Source organism: Sporomusa sp. KB1 (assembly GCF_007830295.1).
GTDB lineage: Bacteria > Bacillota > Negativicutes > Sporomusales > Sporomusaceae > Sporomusa.
Genome location: NZ_VLKC01000001.1, coordinates 121,633 through 137,475, shown reverse-complemented (window position 1 = coordinate 137,475; position 15,843 = coordinate 121,633). Strand labels below are relative to the sequence as shown.

Annotated in this window: 13 protein-coding genes, 7 tRNA genes and 1 other annotated feature (1 of these 21 only partly in view); of the genes, 13 read left to right on the top strand and 7 right to left on the bottom strand. The window is 44.9% G+C overall.

Translation table 11 applies throughout. From position 1 onward, the window contains the following. Positions 1-154, top strand: a sequence feature (23S ribosomal RNA rRNA prediction is too short) (it extends 115 nt beyond the left edge of the window). A 155-nt stretch (positions 155-309) separates the two neighbouring features. From SALPA_RS00625 to SALPA_RS00580, 10 genes are all read left to right on the top strand, one after another. Further along, positions 310-385, top strand: a tRNA-Lys gene (locus SALPA_RS00625). Positions 386-460: 75 nt separating this feature from the next. Continuing rightward, positions 461-536, top strand: a tRNA-Val gene (locus tag SALPA_RS00620). A 75-nt stretch (positions 537-611) separates the two neighbouring features. Beyond that, positions 612-688: transfer RNA gene (locus tag SALPA_RS00615), tRNA-Asp, on the top strand. Positions 689-893: 205 nt separating this feature from the next. Continuing rightward, positions 894-969: transfer RNA gene (locus tag SALPA_RS00610), tRNA-Phe, on the top strand. Positions 970-974: 5 nt separating this feature from the next. Further along, positions 975-1,050 (top strand) — tRNA-Thr (locus tag SALPA_RS00605). Between the two features lie 10 nt (positions 1,051-1,060). Further along, a tRNA-Tyr gene (locus tag SALPA_RS00600) sits at positions 1,061-1,145 on the top strand. 13 nt (positions 1,146-1,158) lie between these two features. Further along, positions 1,159-1,232, top strand: a tRNA-Gly gene (locus tag SALPA_RS00595). Between the two features lie 456 nt (positions 1,233-1,688). After that, positions 1,689-3,719 (top strand): TonB-dependent receptor, encoded by a 2,031-nt coding sequence (locus tag SALPA_RS00590; protein WP_186450835.1) that lies wholly within the window; start codon positions 1,689-1,691, stop codon positions 3,717-3,719. Between the two features lie 29 nt (positions 3,720-3,748). Then, positions 3,749-4,282: an ECF transporter S component gene (locus tag SALPA_RS00585; protein ID WP_145088498.1), complete on the top strand. Its 534-nt coding sequence runs from the start codon at positions 3,749-3,751 to the stop codon at positions 4,280-4,282. After that, a complete protein-coding gene (locus SALPA_RS00580) occupies positions 4,275-4,868 on the top strand; it encodes a class I SAM-dependent methyltransferase (RefSeq protein ID WP_145088496.1) in 594 nt (197 codons plus the stop codon). Before SALPA_RS00585 ends, SALPA_RS00580 begins: the two co-directional genes overlap by 8 nt. Positions 4,869-4,918: 50 nt before the next feature. On the opposite strand, the gene SALPA_RS00575 is transcribed toward SALPA_RS00580, so the two are convergent. The 7 genes from SALPA_RS00575 to SALPA_RS00545 all read right to left on the bottom strand — a co-directional run bounded on the left by SALPA_RS00575 (position 4,919) and on the right by SALPA_RS00545 (position 12,559). Beyond that, positions 4,919-5,266, bottom strand: coding sequence for a hypothetical protein (locus SALPA_RS00575; RefSeq protein WP_222427789.1), 348 nt, complete (start codon positions 5,264-5,266; stop codon positions 4,919-4,921). 203 nt (positions 5,267-5,469) lie between these two features. Continuing rightward, positions 5,470-7,389 carry a TonB-dependent siderophore receptor gene (locus SALPA_RS00570; RefSeq protein WP_186450834.1) on the bottom strand — a complete coding sequence of 640 codons (1,920 nt, stop codon included), beginning with the start codon at positions 7,387-7,389 and terminating at the stop codon, positions 5,470-5,472. 20 nt (positions 7,390-7,409) lie between these two features. After that, complete coding sequence (locus tag SALPA_RS00565; protein ID WP_145088490.1) at positions 7,410-9,011, bottom strand: ABC transporter substrate-binding protein; 1,602 nt, start codon at positions 9,009-9,011, stop codon at positions 7,410-7,412. Continuing rightward, positions 9,008-9,787 (bottom strand): ABC transporter ATP-binding protein, encoded by a 780-nt coding sequence (locus tag SALPA_RS00560; protein ID WP_145088488.1) that lies wholly within the window; start codon positions 9,785-9,787, stop codon positions 9,008-9,010. Before SALPA_RS00560 ends, SALPA_RS00565 begins: the two co-directional genes overlap by 4 nt. Next, entirely contained in the window at positions 9,780-10,721 is a 942-nt protein-coding gene (locus SALPA_RS00555; RefSeq protein WP_145088486.1) for an ABC transporter ATP-binding protein, read from the bottom strand. Before SALPA_RS00555 ends, SALPA_RS00560 begins: the two co-directional genes overlap by 8 nt. Then, complete coding sequence (locus tag SALPA_RS00550) at positions 10,711-11,565, bottom strand: ABC transporter permease (protein ID WP_186450833.1); 855 nt, start codon at positions 11,563-11,565, stop codon at positions 10,711-10,713. Before SALPA_RS00550 ends, SALPA_RS00555 begins: the two co-directional genes overlap by 11 nt. A gap of 19 nt (positions 11,566-11,584) precedes the next feature. Further along, a complete protein-coding gene (locus SALPA_RS00545) occupies positions 11,585-12,559 on the bottom strand; it encodes an ABC transporter permease (RefSeq protein WP_145088481.1) in 975 nt (324 codons plus the stop codon). A 418-nt stretch (positions 12,560-12,977) separates the two neighbouring features. Here SALPA_RS00545 and SALPA_RS00540 point away from each other — a divergent pair, with 418 nt between their 5' ends. The 3 genes from SALPA_RS00540 (at position 12,978) to SALPA_RS00530 (ending at position 15,788) form a co-directional block, all read left to right on the top strand. After that, complete coding sequence (locus SALPA_RS00540) at positions 12,978-13,724, top strand: class I SAM-dependent methyltransferase (protein ID WP_145088479.1); 747 nt, start codon at positions 12,978-12,980, stop codon at positions 13,722-13,724. 188 nt (positions 13,725-13,912) lie between these two features. Next, positions 13,913-14,605: a bifunctional 2-polyprenyl-6-hydroxyphenol methylase/3-demethylubiquinol 3-O-methyltransferase UbiG gene (locus SALPA_RS00535; RefSeq protein ID WP_145088477.1), complete on the top strand. Its 693-nt coding sequence runs from the start codon at positions 13,913-13,915 to the stop codon at positions 14,603-14,605. Positions 14,606-14,918: 313 nt separating this feature from the next. Next, positions 14,919-15,788 carry a DMT family transporter gene (locus SALPA_RS00530; protein WP_145088475.1) on the top strand — a complete coding sequence of 290 codons (870 nt, stop codon included), beginning with the start codon at positions 14,919-14,921 and terminating at the stop codon, positions 15,786-15,788. Positions 15,789-15,843: the final 55 nt, after the last annotated feature.

Here is a 15,843-nt window from a genome sequence, read left to right as displayed (position 1 = left end):
GAAAGGATAAACGCTGAAAGCATCTAAGCGTGAAACCAGCCTTAAGATGAGGTCTGTCATTCGAAAGAAGTAAGGCCCCTTGTAGATTACAAGGTAGATAGGCCAGATGTGGAAGTGGAGTAATCCATGCAGCTGACTGGTACTAATAGGCCGAGGACTTGACTTATATTCGAGGTTCGGTGATCGAGGTTCGGTGATCGAAGTTCGAGTGTTCGAATGAAGATAACGAATTAATAGATTAATCCTAATGCGTAGTCTTTCTTCTGTGAAGTTTTTAGGGAACATACTCTATTATAGTGCAAAATTAATGACCTACTAGCTCAGTCGGTAGAGCACCTGACTTTTAATCAGGGTGTCCCGCGTTCGAGTCGCGGGTGGGTCACCATTTTCGATGATTCGAGGTTCGATAAATCGTGAGTTCGAACAAACGAGCATGCGAACGAAGCGAACCCACGAATACGGGCGATTAGCTCAGCTGGGAGAGCGCCTGCCTTACAAGCAGGATGTCGGCGGTTCGATCCCGTCATCGCCCACCATTCTAGATAGTTCGAGGTTCGATCGGTCATGAGTTCGAACAAACGAATACACGACCGAAGCGAGCCCACGAAAACGGCCCTGTGGTGTAGCGGTCTAACATGCCGCCCTGTCACGGCGGAGATCGACGGTTCAAATCCGTTCAGGGTCGCCATTCACCTTAGCCCCTGCGGGTGGCTAGAAATGTCCATATGCTAGGCGCGACGAGAACCGTAGCGGAGGCGTACATGGGAGTACGTTGAGCAACGGATCGCAGGAGCAACAACCGTCGCCTATGAGGCTACTATAAAGCCTACTGGTGGCAGAAAACTTGTTGTAACAGCATCGCACAGATAGGCGTTTATAGACAGCTGCATACCGCCTCGGTAGCTCAGTCGGTAGAGCAGAGGACTGAAAATCCTCGTGTCGACAGTTCGATTCTGTCCTGAGGCACCACACATGCTGGCGTAGCTCAATTGGTAGAGCAGCTGACTTGTAATCAGCAGGTTGGGGGTTCAATTCCTCTCGCCAGCTCCATCTTTCTTTTGGAGGGATTCCCGAGTGGCTAAAGGGAGCAGACTGTAAATCTGCCGTCTTTGACTTCGGTGGTTCGAATCCACCTCCCTCCACCATTTATAGTATAATGCGGGTGTAGCTCAATGGTAGAGCACTAGCCTTCCAAGCTAGCTACGAGGGTTCGATTCCCTTCACCCGCTCCATAGAAAATACAAGGTTTTACAGGGCTTCTGTTAGGCCTATTTTTTTTGGCAATACAACCTTATGGCGGTTATAATAATGTACCGCGTATTTAATTAACTAACCACATTTTAGTCAAGAACATCTATAAGAAAAATTCCCTATTGTCAAACTGACTAAGATTATGTTATTATTTTAACAAATACAGTCAAGAAGGCTGTACGGTATGAGTAGTAAAAGACAATAACACAATGTGAGCAAACAACCACGAAGGTATTACGGTAAGAATGACCGTAGATCTTTGTGGTTTTTTATATTGGAGGTGGCACTTTAATTCATTTCAAAATAAAGCTCGGATATTTGAAAGTACTGACACAAGCAATAATTGAAAATAGTGACTAAGGCATGAAGCCTTCCGGGAACTTGAAGTTCCTGTTGGTTTGCATGCTTTTTTATTGTGAACGATGGAGGCAAGAAGAATGAAATTAAGTAAAAAAACACTTGCTACTGCAGCTGCGGTCGGAATAGTACTGGCTGGAATGCCGGTTATGGCTGAAGATATTCCTAGCTACAATCTTGAGGAAATTGTAATTCAGGCCGAGGGGGTTACCAAGAGCAACGCAGATACCACTGTTAACGTCAAAACAGTGAGCCCGGGTAAGGCCGCTACTATTCCCGAACTTTTACGCAGTTCGGCAGGTATTGATGTTCAGCAACGGGCTAGTGCCGGCGACAACCAGGACGGCACAGTCAAGCTGCGTGGTTTTGATGCGCGGCGCTATACCGTGCTTTTAAACGGCCGACAAATTAATTCTGCCGGGGTTATGGGCGGACAGTACGTGGATTGGACAACCATCCCGCTTAATACAGTGGAAAAAATTCAAATTATTAAAGGGGCAAAATCAGCGGCTCATGGCAATACGTTAGGCGGGGTTATCAATATTATTACCCGTGACAAAGGTGTGAATGGCGGGGAAATTAATATTTTATCAGGCAGCAACGGACGGTATGACTATTTATTTAACTATAGCGGCTCAGCGGGGAAGCTTAATTTTAATGTTATTGCTAATAAAACAGGAGCAGACGCATATCTGCGTAACAATGATTATGATGCCAAACAATATGGTTTGCGACTGAACTATGACATAACTAAAGAGGACAACATATCTGCCGGTGTTAACCGTACAGAGACCAAACGGGGGTATATTATTGCCAATAAGTTGGGAGTGAATTATGATTCCAGCTATCCGGTCAGTGATGGCGAGAATTTATCGCCGTCCATTAGCAACTATACATTAAATCCGGGTGCCTATTGGGAAAAAGATAACACCTATTATGACTTTGCCTACAGACATAAGACAGTGAGCGGTTTTTGGCAGATAGATTATTGGAAGAATGACGAAAAACGTCGTGAAGTCAACTATAATGCGGCAGGAACAGCCATTGATCTTGACCGTACCATAGTAAGTGACCAGTCTGACAATATTGGCGTATCAGGTCAATCGAAAATTAATGGTCATACAATTGGTTATGGTGGTGAATATAAGCGGTTGCGCTACGGATATGGTTATTATGATATTCGGCCGGCGGGCAGTACGGATCAGATATATCCTTCGCAAAAGATCGATTTATGGGGAGCCTATATTGACGATAGCTGGAAACTGGATGATAGATGGTCTGCTTATTTAGGCTTGCGCTATGATCATTTATCAGCCAGCCGCGATGATAGCAGGGCTACTGCGATGCGTGATTATGATACTGATTCCCTGTCACCGAAACTGAATTTATCGTTTCGCAATAATGCTGCAACGAACACGTTTGTCTCAGTAAACCGATTGTGGCGCTCACCGTCTATGGCGGAATACTATTGGTGGTCGCAGAACTACAATTCCGGAACGAAGGCTGGTGCAACCAATCCTGGCTACCAACAGCAGCTTAAACCGGAAAAGGGAATCAGCTATGAGACTGGGGTTGAGCAAAAGATCAGTGAAAAATATAATACGAAAGTTACATTTTTCTATCAGGATATTAATGACTATATTAACTTTCAACATGCTTATCCATACTTTTGTTATAACATTGATAAGGCCAAGGTATGGGGTGCTGAGTGGGAGAATGTCTTTAAGCTAGATGATTCGAATAAGCTAATCTTCAACTATACCAATCAACATACGGAGAAAGTGGGAGCAACCCGTACTGACGCTGGTATGACTGATGCGCTTGATTACCGTCCGCTGCACAAAGCCTCTCTTGCCTATCAGTATGATGCCAAACCTTGGCAAGTGAGATATAGCGTGAATTTTACCGGTCAGCAAAAAGCACTGTATAACAATACGGTTAACACCATTGGTAGTTACACCATACATAATTTGGCTGTAGTAAGAGAACTTGACAAGACGCGAAGTATCAGTCTCTATGTAGATAATATTTTTGACAAGCGGTATGTTGAACAAATTGGCTATCCTATGCCCGGACGAACGTACTATGTTAATCTGACCCAAAAAATATAACGGTGATTTCATATGGTAGAAGGTGAATCATGAGCTATACGCGAAAATTAATTAATGTCGCCATGTTTATTGCGTTAGGGGTAACATTGCCACTTGCTTTTCACTTTTTCGGCGGTGTCGGTTCGGTATTTCTTCCTATGCATATCCCGGTATTGATGGCAGGTTTGCTGTTGGGTGTAAAAAGTGGTTTGGCAGCCGGAATATTGACACCTATTATTAGTTGTTTTGCCATCGGTATGCCGCCTGTAATGCCGTTTCTACCGATTATTACAGTTGAATTGGGTGTATACGGTGTTGTGTCCGGGTATTTGTACCGGCAGTGTAAGCTGCCGCTCATATGGTCACTTATTGGGGCCATGCTGGCAGGCCGTTTGGTTGCTATGCTGGTAGTAGCCGGGATGGTTATGGTGCTGGCCATCAAGCTGAAACCACTGACATATATTATTGGCGCTGTTTCTACAGGATTGCCAGGAATCGTTATACAATTACTATTTGTCCCGCTGTTTGTGCGAAAGCTTGAGGCAATATCAGGGACATTTAAGCAGGTGAAATTACATGGGTAATGGACGTGAGTTTTTTGACAAAATTGCCAGCCAATGGGATAGTACACGTGCTGTTGATTCAAAAAAAATAGATGAGCTTGTAGAAATGATTGGTTTAGAGCCTGGCTTTAGTGTACTGGATGCTGGCAGTGGCACAGGTGTACTATTGCCTTTCATCAAAAAATCTATTGGCTCGGCAGGCAAAATTGCGGCAGTAGATTTTTCAGCCAATATGCTGGCTAAAGCGGAGGAGAAATACGGCAGTCTTGGTGGGATTACTTTTGCTGTTGCCGATATTATGGAGTTTGTACCTGAAAACGGCGTATTTGATGCCGTGTTGTGTTTTAATTTTTTTCCCCATATTAAGGAGAAACAAAGGTTCATGACCCACATGCGCAGCCAACTGCGGAAAGGCGGATTTTTGGTCATTATGCATGATATTTCCAGGCAACAAGTCAATGCCATCCATGAGGACAGTAAGGCTGTCAAGAATGATCGCCTGGCGCCTGGAGAAACAGTAAGCAGGTGGCTGACAACTGCCGGATATCAAGTGACCCAAATCATTGATGACGAGGATCGCTATTTTGTTAAAGCGGTAAAGAGCTAGTAAAAATGTAGGAATAGCGTAAGTTAAAAATTTACACATGGTAGAATTTTCTAAAAATTCATATGTGTACAAACGTAGGTATGAAGCCAACGGTAATTTGCCGCAGCTTCATGCCTTTTTCTTTTAAGAAAATCAAAAATTATACTAAGGAGATGAGGGCTGCCCAGACCCAGACGTTCTCTGGCCGCATCAAGCTCCTGTGTGGACATTGATTTAATTGCATCACCATAAAATGATTGCAGCGGATCGCTTGGCGCAAGTCGCGATAAATAGAAAACTCCCAGGGATAAGATAAGCATCAAAAGAACAAACCATATTGTTCTTCTTACTATCTTTTCAACAACCATTGATTTTTTGACCAAACAACAACCCTCGCCTTCATTAACATCAGCTTGCAAATAGCAATTAGGGACAATATAATTTACTGCATCACCCTTCTTGTAAACATAAAAAACCACGAAAGCCAGTTCGTCAACGAACTAAACCTTCGTGGTTTAATTAATGTAATTTATTGTACTTTTACATATATGTATATCAAATTACATTTCCAGTAATATCTAAGGTTTTCATAACCCCTATACTAGGGAATCTAATATAGGCCTTAGAATTTTTGCGTTAGTTCAAGATAGGCAACACGTCCAGGTGCATAAATATCAAATGTGTCAACACGTTGAGTATATTCTCTGTCAAAAATATTATCGACAGAAAGTGCTAAGCTGGTGTTTTTCGACATGGCATAATTAAGTTTTACATCGGCAACAAAATGGCTCATGAACCCATAGGTGTTTTCTTCATCTTCATAAGCAGTGCCAATATAGCGTCCCAATAAATTGGTCGTCCATTTATCTTTGGCGTAGGTGCAGCCAAAGGTCACGGTATCCTTGGGGACTGTCGGAATGCGGTTGCCGGTATAACCATTGGGGTTATTGGTAAATTTGGCATCATTATAGGTGTAATTGATAAAGCCAGTTAATTCAGGTGTGAATTTATGATTGATTTCCGCTTCAAAACCGCAGATTTCTGCGTCTCCCTGCTGCCAACGGTTGGCACCCTGGTAAATTAAATTTACATCATTTTTAAACAAAGCAAGTTTTGTTGTAGTTTTGGGGCTGGCAGACAAATAGGCGCCGATTTCATAGGAGGTCATTTCTTCTGGCTCTAAGTCTGCGTTGGCCTGCAGGTTATTATAATCAAATACCACATTCATGATTTTCGGGCTGTTAAAAGCTTTGCCAGCAGAAGCATACAAGGTTACTTTGTCATCGGCTTTGTAATGAAAGGAAGCTTTGGGCGATACATTGCTTATGCTTCTGTCGGCAAGAGTTTTGCCGTTTTTTACTGTGTCGCTGGTTTTCCATTCATCATAACGCGCGCCCAAATAGAGGGTGCTTTTGGGATTCATAGTGATTTCGTCCTGCAGATAGACGGCATTGGTTTTGGCGGTAGCGGTAGCTGTCAGTTTGCCGGCTTTGTTGTACTGGGAACCCTCGTCTTCTCTGGTGGCAACGCCAAAGGTAAGCAGGTTCTTCTTATCGACAGCCCAGTTTAAACTAATATCGGCTTCTTGGGTTTTGACCGGATTGGGAGAAGGACCATTGCCACCGGCGATTTGCCAGTATTTTTTATAGTTTTGTTCGCCCAGGTGCAATTTGAGCTCTTTGGTGTCATCCAGCTTTTTTTCATAATTAATGCCGGTGAGTTCCAATTTGCGCTGGCCTTTATCCTTGCCACCATTGTAATAGCCATAAGTATAATCGCTTTCTGTTCGCAATATGGACAGGCGTTCGCCTTCGCTGAAATCATACATTAATTTTATACCGGTATTTTCATTCTTAGTAGCAAATTTGCCATAACGGTTTCCTCCTGGCAGCTGTTCCGGCTGATTTACATAACCATCAACATCCCGTTTGTCATAACTTATTACATACTGAAATTTTTTATTATCGCTTTGACCGCTGGTGAAGAAGGAACTAGTTGTTGTACCGTTCTCACCAAACCCACCTGTGACAATTGTCTGTGGTTTTGCGTCTGTTTTAGTAATAATATTAATAACACCCCCCATGGCGTTTGTGCCATACAGGGAGGAAAATGAGCCCTTGATGACTTCGATGCGTTCAATCATTGCTAGCGGAATATTGCTCCAGTTCGCGCCGCCGGAATAGCCGTTATTTAGGGGAATGCCATCCATGAGAACAAGTACCTGGCTTTGCGTCATGCCGCGCAGCGAAATCTTAGTTCCCATCATTCCTTGCGATTCTTTCACATACATGCCTGGCACGTACTGCAATGCCTGATCAAGGGTTTTAATATTTGCTTTGGCTAAATCTTCTGCAGTAATCACCGATACACTGGCAGGAACTTCTTTGATGCTTTTTTCGGTTTTGGTGGCTGTTACAACAATTGTGTCTAAATCAAATTGGTTACTGTTGTCCTCCGGGGTTTCGGCATAACCGGGCGAAGCTGTCAGCAGCATGCCGGCCAGAGCCGACATAAGGGCTAATTTGTGGCGAGTTCTTTTCATGATTAATTTTTCTCCTCTCATTATGGTACAGCCTTTTGCAGGCTGTACCATGTTTCTTCATTAAGAATTCCGTACATGGGACTTACCTTCCAGCCTGTCAAAGCAGCGTTATGCGGCTGGATGAAACTATCCCAATAGAGGGGGATGGCGGGGAGGTTTTCTGCATAATATTGCTGCAAACCAGCACTGTGTTTTTTGTACAGCTCAGGGTCAAGGGTGCTATTCATATTGTCTACAAGGTCTTTAAATTTGGCGTCGCTCACCATGGCCCAGCCAATATTGCGGGCATCCATATAGCCTGTACCCATTCCGGCCCACATCATCATGCCCCAGGGAGTGGTACGGGATAAAAGGCTGATATGGGATTTATCCTTGTCGCAGATTGTCCGGTAGAGTGTGGCATCCACTGTTTTCAGGGTAAGCTTAACGCCAATGTTGGCAAAATATTTCTGTAGAAGCTCGGCCAGCCTGATGTTTTCCGGGATGTCGTTTCTAAGGAGCAGTTCAAAGGTAAGTGGTTGGCCATCCTTTTCCCTGACATCGCTTTCGGCAAGGCGATAGCCTGCTTGGTCCAACAATAGCCTGGCTTTGTCTGGACTAAATTCCAGCGGGCGGGTCTCAATAAATCCGGGTGTGCCATGGGGCGCAAAACCAGCAGTGGGTACAACGCCATTATTGGCGGCAAACAAACGGACAAGCTCGTTATAATCAATGGCATAGGATAACGCGGTGCGAACCTGGGGGTCATTGACGAAGGGCTTAGTGACATTGAATATCAGCGCTTTGCCGACACCGAGATTTGGAATATTCATAAGTTTTATCCGGGAGTTCTTAGCCAGATTAGTGGCATAGATGGGGTCGGTTCCTGCCGAATAGGTATACGGCAAATCCACCTCACCATTTTGTAAAGCCATGTAAAGTGCATCCGAATTTTTAAACAGCCGCACCTTTATTTCAGGAATTGGCGGTGTACCGCGATAGTAGGTATTGTTGGCCTTGAAAGTGACAATACCGGCATGAGTGTCTAACTTTTCAAATTTATAGGGCCCACAGCCAATGGCTGCTTTAGGGTCATTGTATGAAGCTGGGTTGTCCACTGAAGTAAAAATATGCTGCGGTAGGGTTCTAAGTACGAGTAAATTGACAAGAAAACGGGGATTGGGCTTGGTAAGCGTGATAATGACTGTCGTATCATCAGGGGTCGCAATTGATTGTACCAAGGCAAAGTGACTTTTATATTCGATACTGTGTTTGATGTTGTATTCGATAGTAAATTTCACATCAGCGGCTGTGACCTTGGTACCGTCATGCCAAGTGACGCCGTCCTGCAGAAGAAATGTCCAGGTTTGGCCGTCAGTGGTACTCCAGGACTTAGCCAAGTCACCGGCGAAATTACCGTTCTCATCCAGCTTGACAAGTCCCTTGTGGGTGAAGATGGCGCGCAGTATCCCAAAGTAGTAGTCCTCAATATTGATGCCTTCCATCTTCATGGTTGTGCCAATTGTCAGGGAAGGGATTGTCTGAGAAGTGTCGGCAGCGGCTTGCTTATTATTGCCGCAGCCTGTGAGCAGGTAGGTGAAAATCAGGATTACTAAGAGTCCGAGAGTAGTAAAACGCCTCATTGAATTCCTCCATTGCTTTGGTTTAGCATTGCCTGGCGCAAGGAAAATAGATTGCCTGACTGGGTAAGAAGCTCTGAAGGGCGGCCAGATGCAGCAACTTTACCGTTCACCATGCTGATCATGTGGTCAGCACAGGCTTTGATAACGTCAGGGTCATGGGAAATTAAGATCAGGCTGAGGCCTGTTTGCTGCTGAATGGTTTTGAGCAGGGTGAGGATTTGGGCTTGTACAGATATATCCAGCATGGCAGTAGGCTCATCGGCGATGAGCACCTCAGGTTCAAGTCCTAACGCTCTGGCGATAACGATGCGCTGCGCCTGCCCACCGGAAATTTGCCAGGGATATTTTGGCAGCACGTCTGGCGACAGCTGTGTGATATGTAAAAGATTGTCCAGTTTGCTCAAGGCTTGGCTGCGGGATTGGATTAACTTATGGACATAAAGTGGTTCAAGCAGGGCGTCGGCGATTGTCTGCCGGGGATCAAGGGCCAGGCCGGGGTGTTGGCAAACCAGCTGCAGCTTGCGGTGAAAGTGTCTTAGCTCGGCAGCAGGTAAGCTGCTTAGAACCGTTCCCTGGTACACAATCTGGCCAGCCGTAGGCCGGATGAGGCCGGCAATCAGTCGAGCCACTGTTGATTTACCGCTGCCGCTTGTCCCCATAATTCCCAGGGTTTTTCCCGGCGGCACCTGAAAGGAGACATTTTGTACAGCATAGGTAGTTTTCCTTTTTAGTAAGCCTTGGGTAAAATGTTTGGTTAGCTGGATAACTTCAAGCATGCCAGCACCTCACAGCAGAGGTTGCTCCGCGTTTTTTAAGGGCGGGGTGTTTGGCTAGGCAAAGTTGGCTTTGAGCAGCGTTTAACTTGCCATGAAGAGCGCAGCGGTCGGAAAAACGGCAGCCAGCAGCCAGTTTGGTCATATTGGCTGGCAAACCGGGAATGGGAATAAGACCTTGTGATGGGTGGGCGGCTAATAACTGGCAGGTATAGGGATGCAACGGGTTTGTTACTAGTGCTTCAGCCTGGCCTGTTTCTACAATCTTACCGGCGTACATAACGATGATTGACTGGCAAGTGGCGGCAACCCCAATATCGTGAGTAATCAGGAGCAAGGCACTGTTTTCAAATACTTTGTGCAGGAGTAGAACATTTTGATTACGGGTGTCAAGGTCAAGTCCTTTCGTTGGTTCATCAGCAATAACCAGTTTGGGTGTGCCAGCCATAGCGGCTGCCAGTAACACCCGCTGCGCCATACCGCCAGACAGCTGATGGGGATAGGAATGATAGACTGTCTGGGGCTGGTCAAGTCCGGCAGCATGAAAAAGTTCAAGTGTGTTATGATAAAGGGCAAGCTTGCTCAAGGCAGGCCTGACTCTTACCAGGGCTTCGCTCACCTGGAAGCCTGCTGTTAGTACCGGATTGAGACTACCCAGTGGATTTTGCGGAATGAGGGATAACTCGTTACCGCGAATAGTTTTTAATAGTTGTTCAGATAGCGGTGTGTTTTCCCAAGTGATAATTCCACGCGATTGGGCATTATCTGGTAAAATACCGGCGACAGCCATCGCCAATACTGACTTGCCACAGCCTGTTTCACCGATAATGGCTGTTTTCGCTTTTTCTTCAAGAGCAAGACTGACTTCATTTACCGCTTGCAGGACTGATGAACCAACCGTAAAAGTGACGCGTAAATGGTCAATGCTAAGCAACATGGGCTGAATCCTCCGTCAATGTCTGCAGCTTGTTGTCTCTGGATAGTTGCTCCAGATAAAAGCCGAGTAGTGTAAAGCCCAGTGTGGCAGCTGCAATACACAGGCCAGGCGGCAGATACCAGTGCCAAAGATTATTGACAAAACCGCCGCGATGGAAGGAATAATAGAGGATAGTACCCCAACTTATGGTCAAAGGGTCGCCAAGTCCGAGAAAACTAAGTGCCGACTCACTCAGCATAGCGTATGCCACAGAGAGAATAAACTTGGCGGCAATGACCTCAACCACGTTGGGTACAATATGTTTTAGGATTATTTGATGTTCCGGGATGCCCAGTCCCTGTAAGGCTTCCACAAAAGGCAGATCTCTAAGCTGCAGCACCCGGGACTTAACTACTCTGGCTGTTGAACACCAGCCTAATAGACCAATAATTGCAATGATATTTCCCAGGCTTGGCCCCAGATAAGCAGCTAAGGCAATCATGAGCGGCAGCATAGGAATAAGCAGGACAATATCAATGAAACTGTTTAGGAAGTAAGCTAGATAACCCCGGCGGCAGTAACCTGCCAGAATACCGATAGCTGCGCCTAATCCGGCAGAGGCAATCGCAGCTGTGAGCCCGACAAGCAAGGAGATACGGCTGGCAAGGATTAGTTGGGTTAAAATATCATGGCCGATATCATCACAGCCCAAAGGATGGGTTGCTGAGGGTAGGGCAAAAGGCGTAAACCGCTCAGATGGTGAATAAGGTGCTACTATTGGGGCCAGTAGCGCGACAAGTATCAGTATCAATAACAAAAACAGGCCACAGTACGCCGGCGTAGACAGGTGTCGGTATGAGGGCATAGAAAAAGCCTCCGTGATATTAGTGTGAACGAGAAATGCGCGGGTCAGCAATACCATAAGCTAAGTCAGCCAGTGTGTTGGACAAAACCACGAATACAGTGAGAATCAAAAAACAGCCTTGCAACAGTGGATAATCACGATAAATGGCAGCCTCGTAAATAACTGTGCCCATACCGCTGATGGAAAATACAATCTCAACTACTAAGGCCCCTGATACAATAAAACCGATGTTCAAGGCAATTAGACTTAGCAATGGCAGACAAGCGTTGCGCAGTAGATGCACAGCCAGTATGCGCCAGGTGGATAGTCCTTTGGCTGTGGCGTAAGTAATATAGTCTTCATACCGCTCTTTAGCAACACTGTTGCGCAGGACCAGGAACTTGGACGAGGTGGCTGACACTGTCAGGGCCAGTACCGGCAATACTAAATGCCACGCGGTATCCAAGAGGTAAGTGAAGGTTGAATTGCTGTTGCCTGAAACCAGACCGCCAAGTGGAAAGAGCCGCAGTTCAAAGGCGAATACCTTGAGCAGCAGCATGGCAATAAGAAATTGTGGTAGTGAATACATGAAAAGTGAACTGCAGGTTATGGCACTGTCAACTCTGGAGCCGGCTTTCCAACCGGCGATTGTACCGAGAATAATCGCCAATAACGACGAAAGCACTACCACGGGAATGAGCAAGGCCAGTGTCCACCCTAAGTGCTGTTTAATTGCTTGTGTGACAGGCTGGCGGTAATGATAAGAGTAGCCAAGTTCACCCTGGGCTAAGTCTTGCCAGTATGCCAGATATTGTTCAGAGAGAGGTTTGTCCAAACCATATTTGCTTCTTAGTTCAGTAAAATCGGACCCGGTTATAACCGCCGCATCCTGCCCCAGCAGTGTGACTGCTGGGTCGCCAGGCATTAGCCGGGGTAGAAAGAAATTGATAGTTAAAATAATAAACAGAGCAATAAGGAAACGAACCGCTTTTTGAAAAAGTAAATTGTTAACCATTGCACCACCATAAATAAAAAAGGTATGAAAGCATAAGGGAAATACCCCTAGGCTTCATACCTCGATTTTAGAATCTTCATGATTCTTATATTTGTATTAATCATACACGTTTTTGTAAAACTATGTCAACATATATACTCAATAAAATAGTAAAATATTTCACAATAATGTATTGTACTGTTGATCATAATAAGCTATAATTTTAGCACATACTGACTTGAAGGTCGGTGAGCTAGCTAGTAGATTTAGTATCTAAATCTCAATAAGTAAGACATATCCACGAAGGGTATTTGGACGTTACAGTCCGATCCTTTGTGGTTTTTGTTTTTCAGGGGGAGATATATATCACCAGTACTAAGTTGTTGAGTAATATAGCGAAGGTATAGTTAAAATTTGTTTTATAAAGGAGATAATCGGTATGCTGGAACAACGTATTGAAACTTACTGGAATGGACGTGCTGATAGCTATAGTGATCTTATAAAACGGGAAATGGTCTGCCAGAAAAAACAGGCATGGGAGTCGTTACTGCGTAAGTACGCGGGTGAGCAAGAAAATCTTACGGTGTTAGATGTGGGGACCGGGCCGGGATTTTTCGCCATTTTGCTGGCTGGAATGAACTATTCGGTTACAGCCATTGACAAATGTGAAGAAATGTTGAAAGAAGCGCGGCAAAATGCTGTGTCAGCCGGAAAGAACATACGATTTTTGAAGGCTGATGCCCATGATGTTGACTTGCCCAAGGAAAGTTTGGATTTAATTGTGTCTAGAAACGTAACTTGGTTACTGCCAAACCCCATGGAAGTCTATCAAGAATGGCACAGGCTGTTAAAACCAACAGGAAAAGCACTGGTTTTTGATGCAAATTGGCATTTAGGTCTGAGTGACCCGGCTCTTCAGGGCGAATGTGACAAGTATCTGCAAATGGCAATAGAAAAAGGTTACAAACAAAATATTTCACCTATGCAGCGAAAAGAAAATGAGGCTATTGCCCGTAAGTTGCCATTGACCTATGAAAAACGACCGTTGTGGGATGAGCAAGCTTTTCGTAATTGCGGTTTTCGACAGGTTGAGGTTCAAGACAATATCAGTTCCATGGTTCATGATGAAATAGAGCAATTGTTATATAAGCCTACGCCTATGTTTGCCATTTGTGCCTCAAAATAACTGGTTGAGAGGTAGTAGAAGCAATTGCAAATTGCTTCTACTACCTCTTGCATTTCACTTGGACTTAGGCATATCCTACTGATACAGTTGAGCAATCCCCTCGTTGTCGTAAGATTGCTTCACTGTCGCTTGCAAAGATGAATAGATATTTTTCAGGCAATATTTCTGCAAAATGGGAGGAAAAGACTATGCTACAAAAAGATAAGCTGTATGATGTATGGTGGCAAAACCGTACAGAAGGCGAGCAACAAATGGAGGATCGTCATAAAAGAGGTTGGCGGGAGGTTATCCATTTAATCCAGGAACAGGATCTATCCGATATGGCGGTACTTGACTTCGGCTGTAACCAAGGTGGTTTTTTGCGGTATCTATATCAGGCTAAGCCGTTTAAAGAAGGCATGGGTATTGATTTGGCGCAAGAGTCAATTACTGTTGCTAATGCTCGTAAAGGCGGCCTACCGCTTACCTATGTGGCAACAACTACGCCAGAACAGTTTGCCAATCGGTTTGACCTGGCTATCAGCCAGGCTGTCATTTATTTGATTAAAGACCTGAAAACTCATGCCTGGAAGGTAAAGCAGATGCTAAAACCAGGCGGGGTGTATTATGCAACCTATACTGACCTGACTAATAATGACAGTTTGCAGCATTTCACCGACTGGATCAACAAAAATAGTCTGGTTGAGTCTAACCCCCATACTTTGGATTTCATCACAAAAACATTTGCTGAGGAAGGCTTTCAGGTAGAAATCCAGCGCCGCCGTCCCCAGGGATTTATTGGCGTGGACTCTAAGGACGAAGGTTTCTTGTGCATTGCTGACAGGATGAAATCGGTCTATGAACAAGCCTACATATTTCGGTTCGTTTTAATAGAAAAATAAGAAATTGAACCAGGGCATGAAATCGCATGTCATTTATGACTGAATACGGGAGGATACAATGAACCAATGGACGATTTGCGGGCACAGCGTGTGTATATATCGGGATAGTTGCTGTTTTTGGTGTTTTACTAGCGGCGTTTTTCCCGATGCTGATGAGCCCGCTGGTAGGTAAGATTCTGCTAGAGTATTGGCGCTCTTATCTTATGCCAGACTCAACGCTCAGTGCATCGACGCCATGCAGAGGCTGTCAACGTTAATTCACAGGTAGCAACCGGGTGATTCGAGCTTTTACTAAATTGATTGGAGTTTAACAATGCCAACAGATATGATCTTTGCTTTATTATCGCCTTTGACATTTAGTGTGATGAATGCTCTGGTGAAAGCTACTGCCCTATCTATTCCGTCATCGGAAATTGCGTTTTTCCGGAGCATTATCGGGACAATCGTGATTTACAGTCTGATGCGCTATCGTAATATCTGCTTTTCCCGTCAGGGGATATCTGCTCTGACATTGCGCGGAATTTTGGGTGCTTTATATATGCTTGTTTACTTTTACGCTATTTCCCGGCTCCCACTCATGGACGTTAGTGTACTGGTCAATTTAGCGCCGGTATTTGTATTGATCCTTTCGGCAGTTGTTCTTAAGGAACAACTGCCGCCACGTGCTGTTTATATTCTGCCGCTGTTTTTTACCGGCGCTGTGCTGACAGTAAAGCCGTTTCAGTTTTCCAGCTATTCTGTGGATGCCTTGTATGGCGTATTCTGCGCTTTGCTGGGCGCTGGGGTATCGATTACCATCCGGCATTTAAGTAAAAGCCATCATACCTTTGAAATCATTTTTTACTTTATGGCGGCTACCACACTGCTGTCTGTGCCGCTTATGTGGCAAGACTTTGTTGTTCCCAACCTGGCCGAATGGCTATACCTGATTAGTATTGGTCTGGTTTCCTTGGCAGCGCAGGTATTCATGACCAAGGCTTTCACTCACGGCAATGTGGTGATGGTGAATGTAGTCGGTTACAGCGGAATTGTATATAATGCCCTGTGGGGCTTCCTGTTTTGGCGGGAAGTTCCGGACATGCTTACAGTAACGGGCGGTATGCTGATTATTGGCGGCTGCATCGCCTTATCGTGGAAAAAGACTGTGAAAGGCAGTATAAAACTGCCAAACACGAGCACATAGTCAGTCCTTTATCGTATGTGTTGATAAATAATTGATCAGTAGAACGTCGATGGTG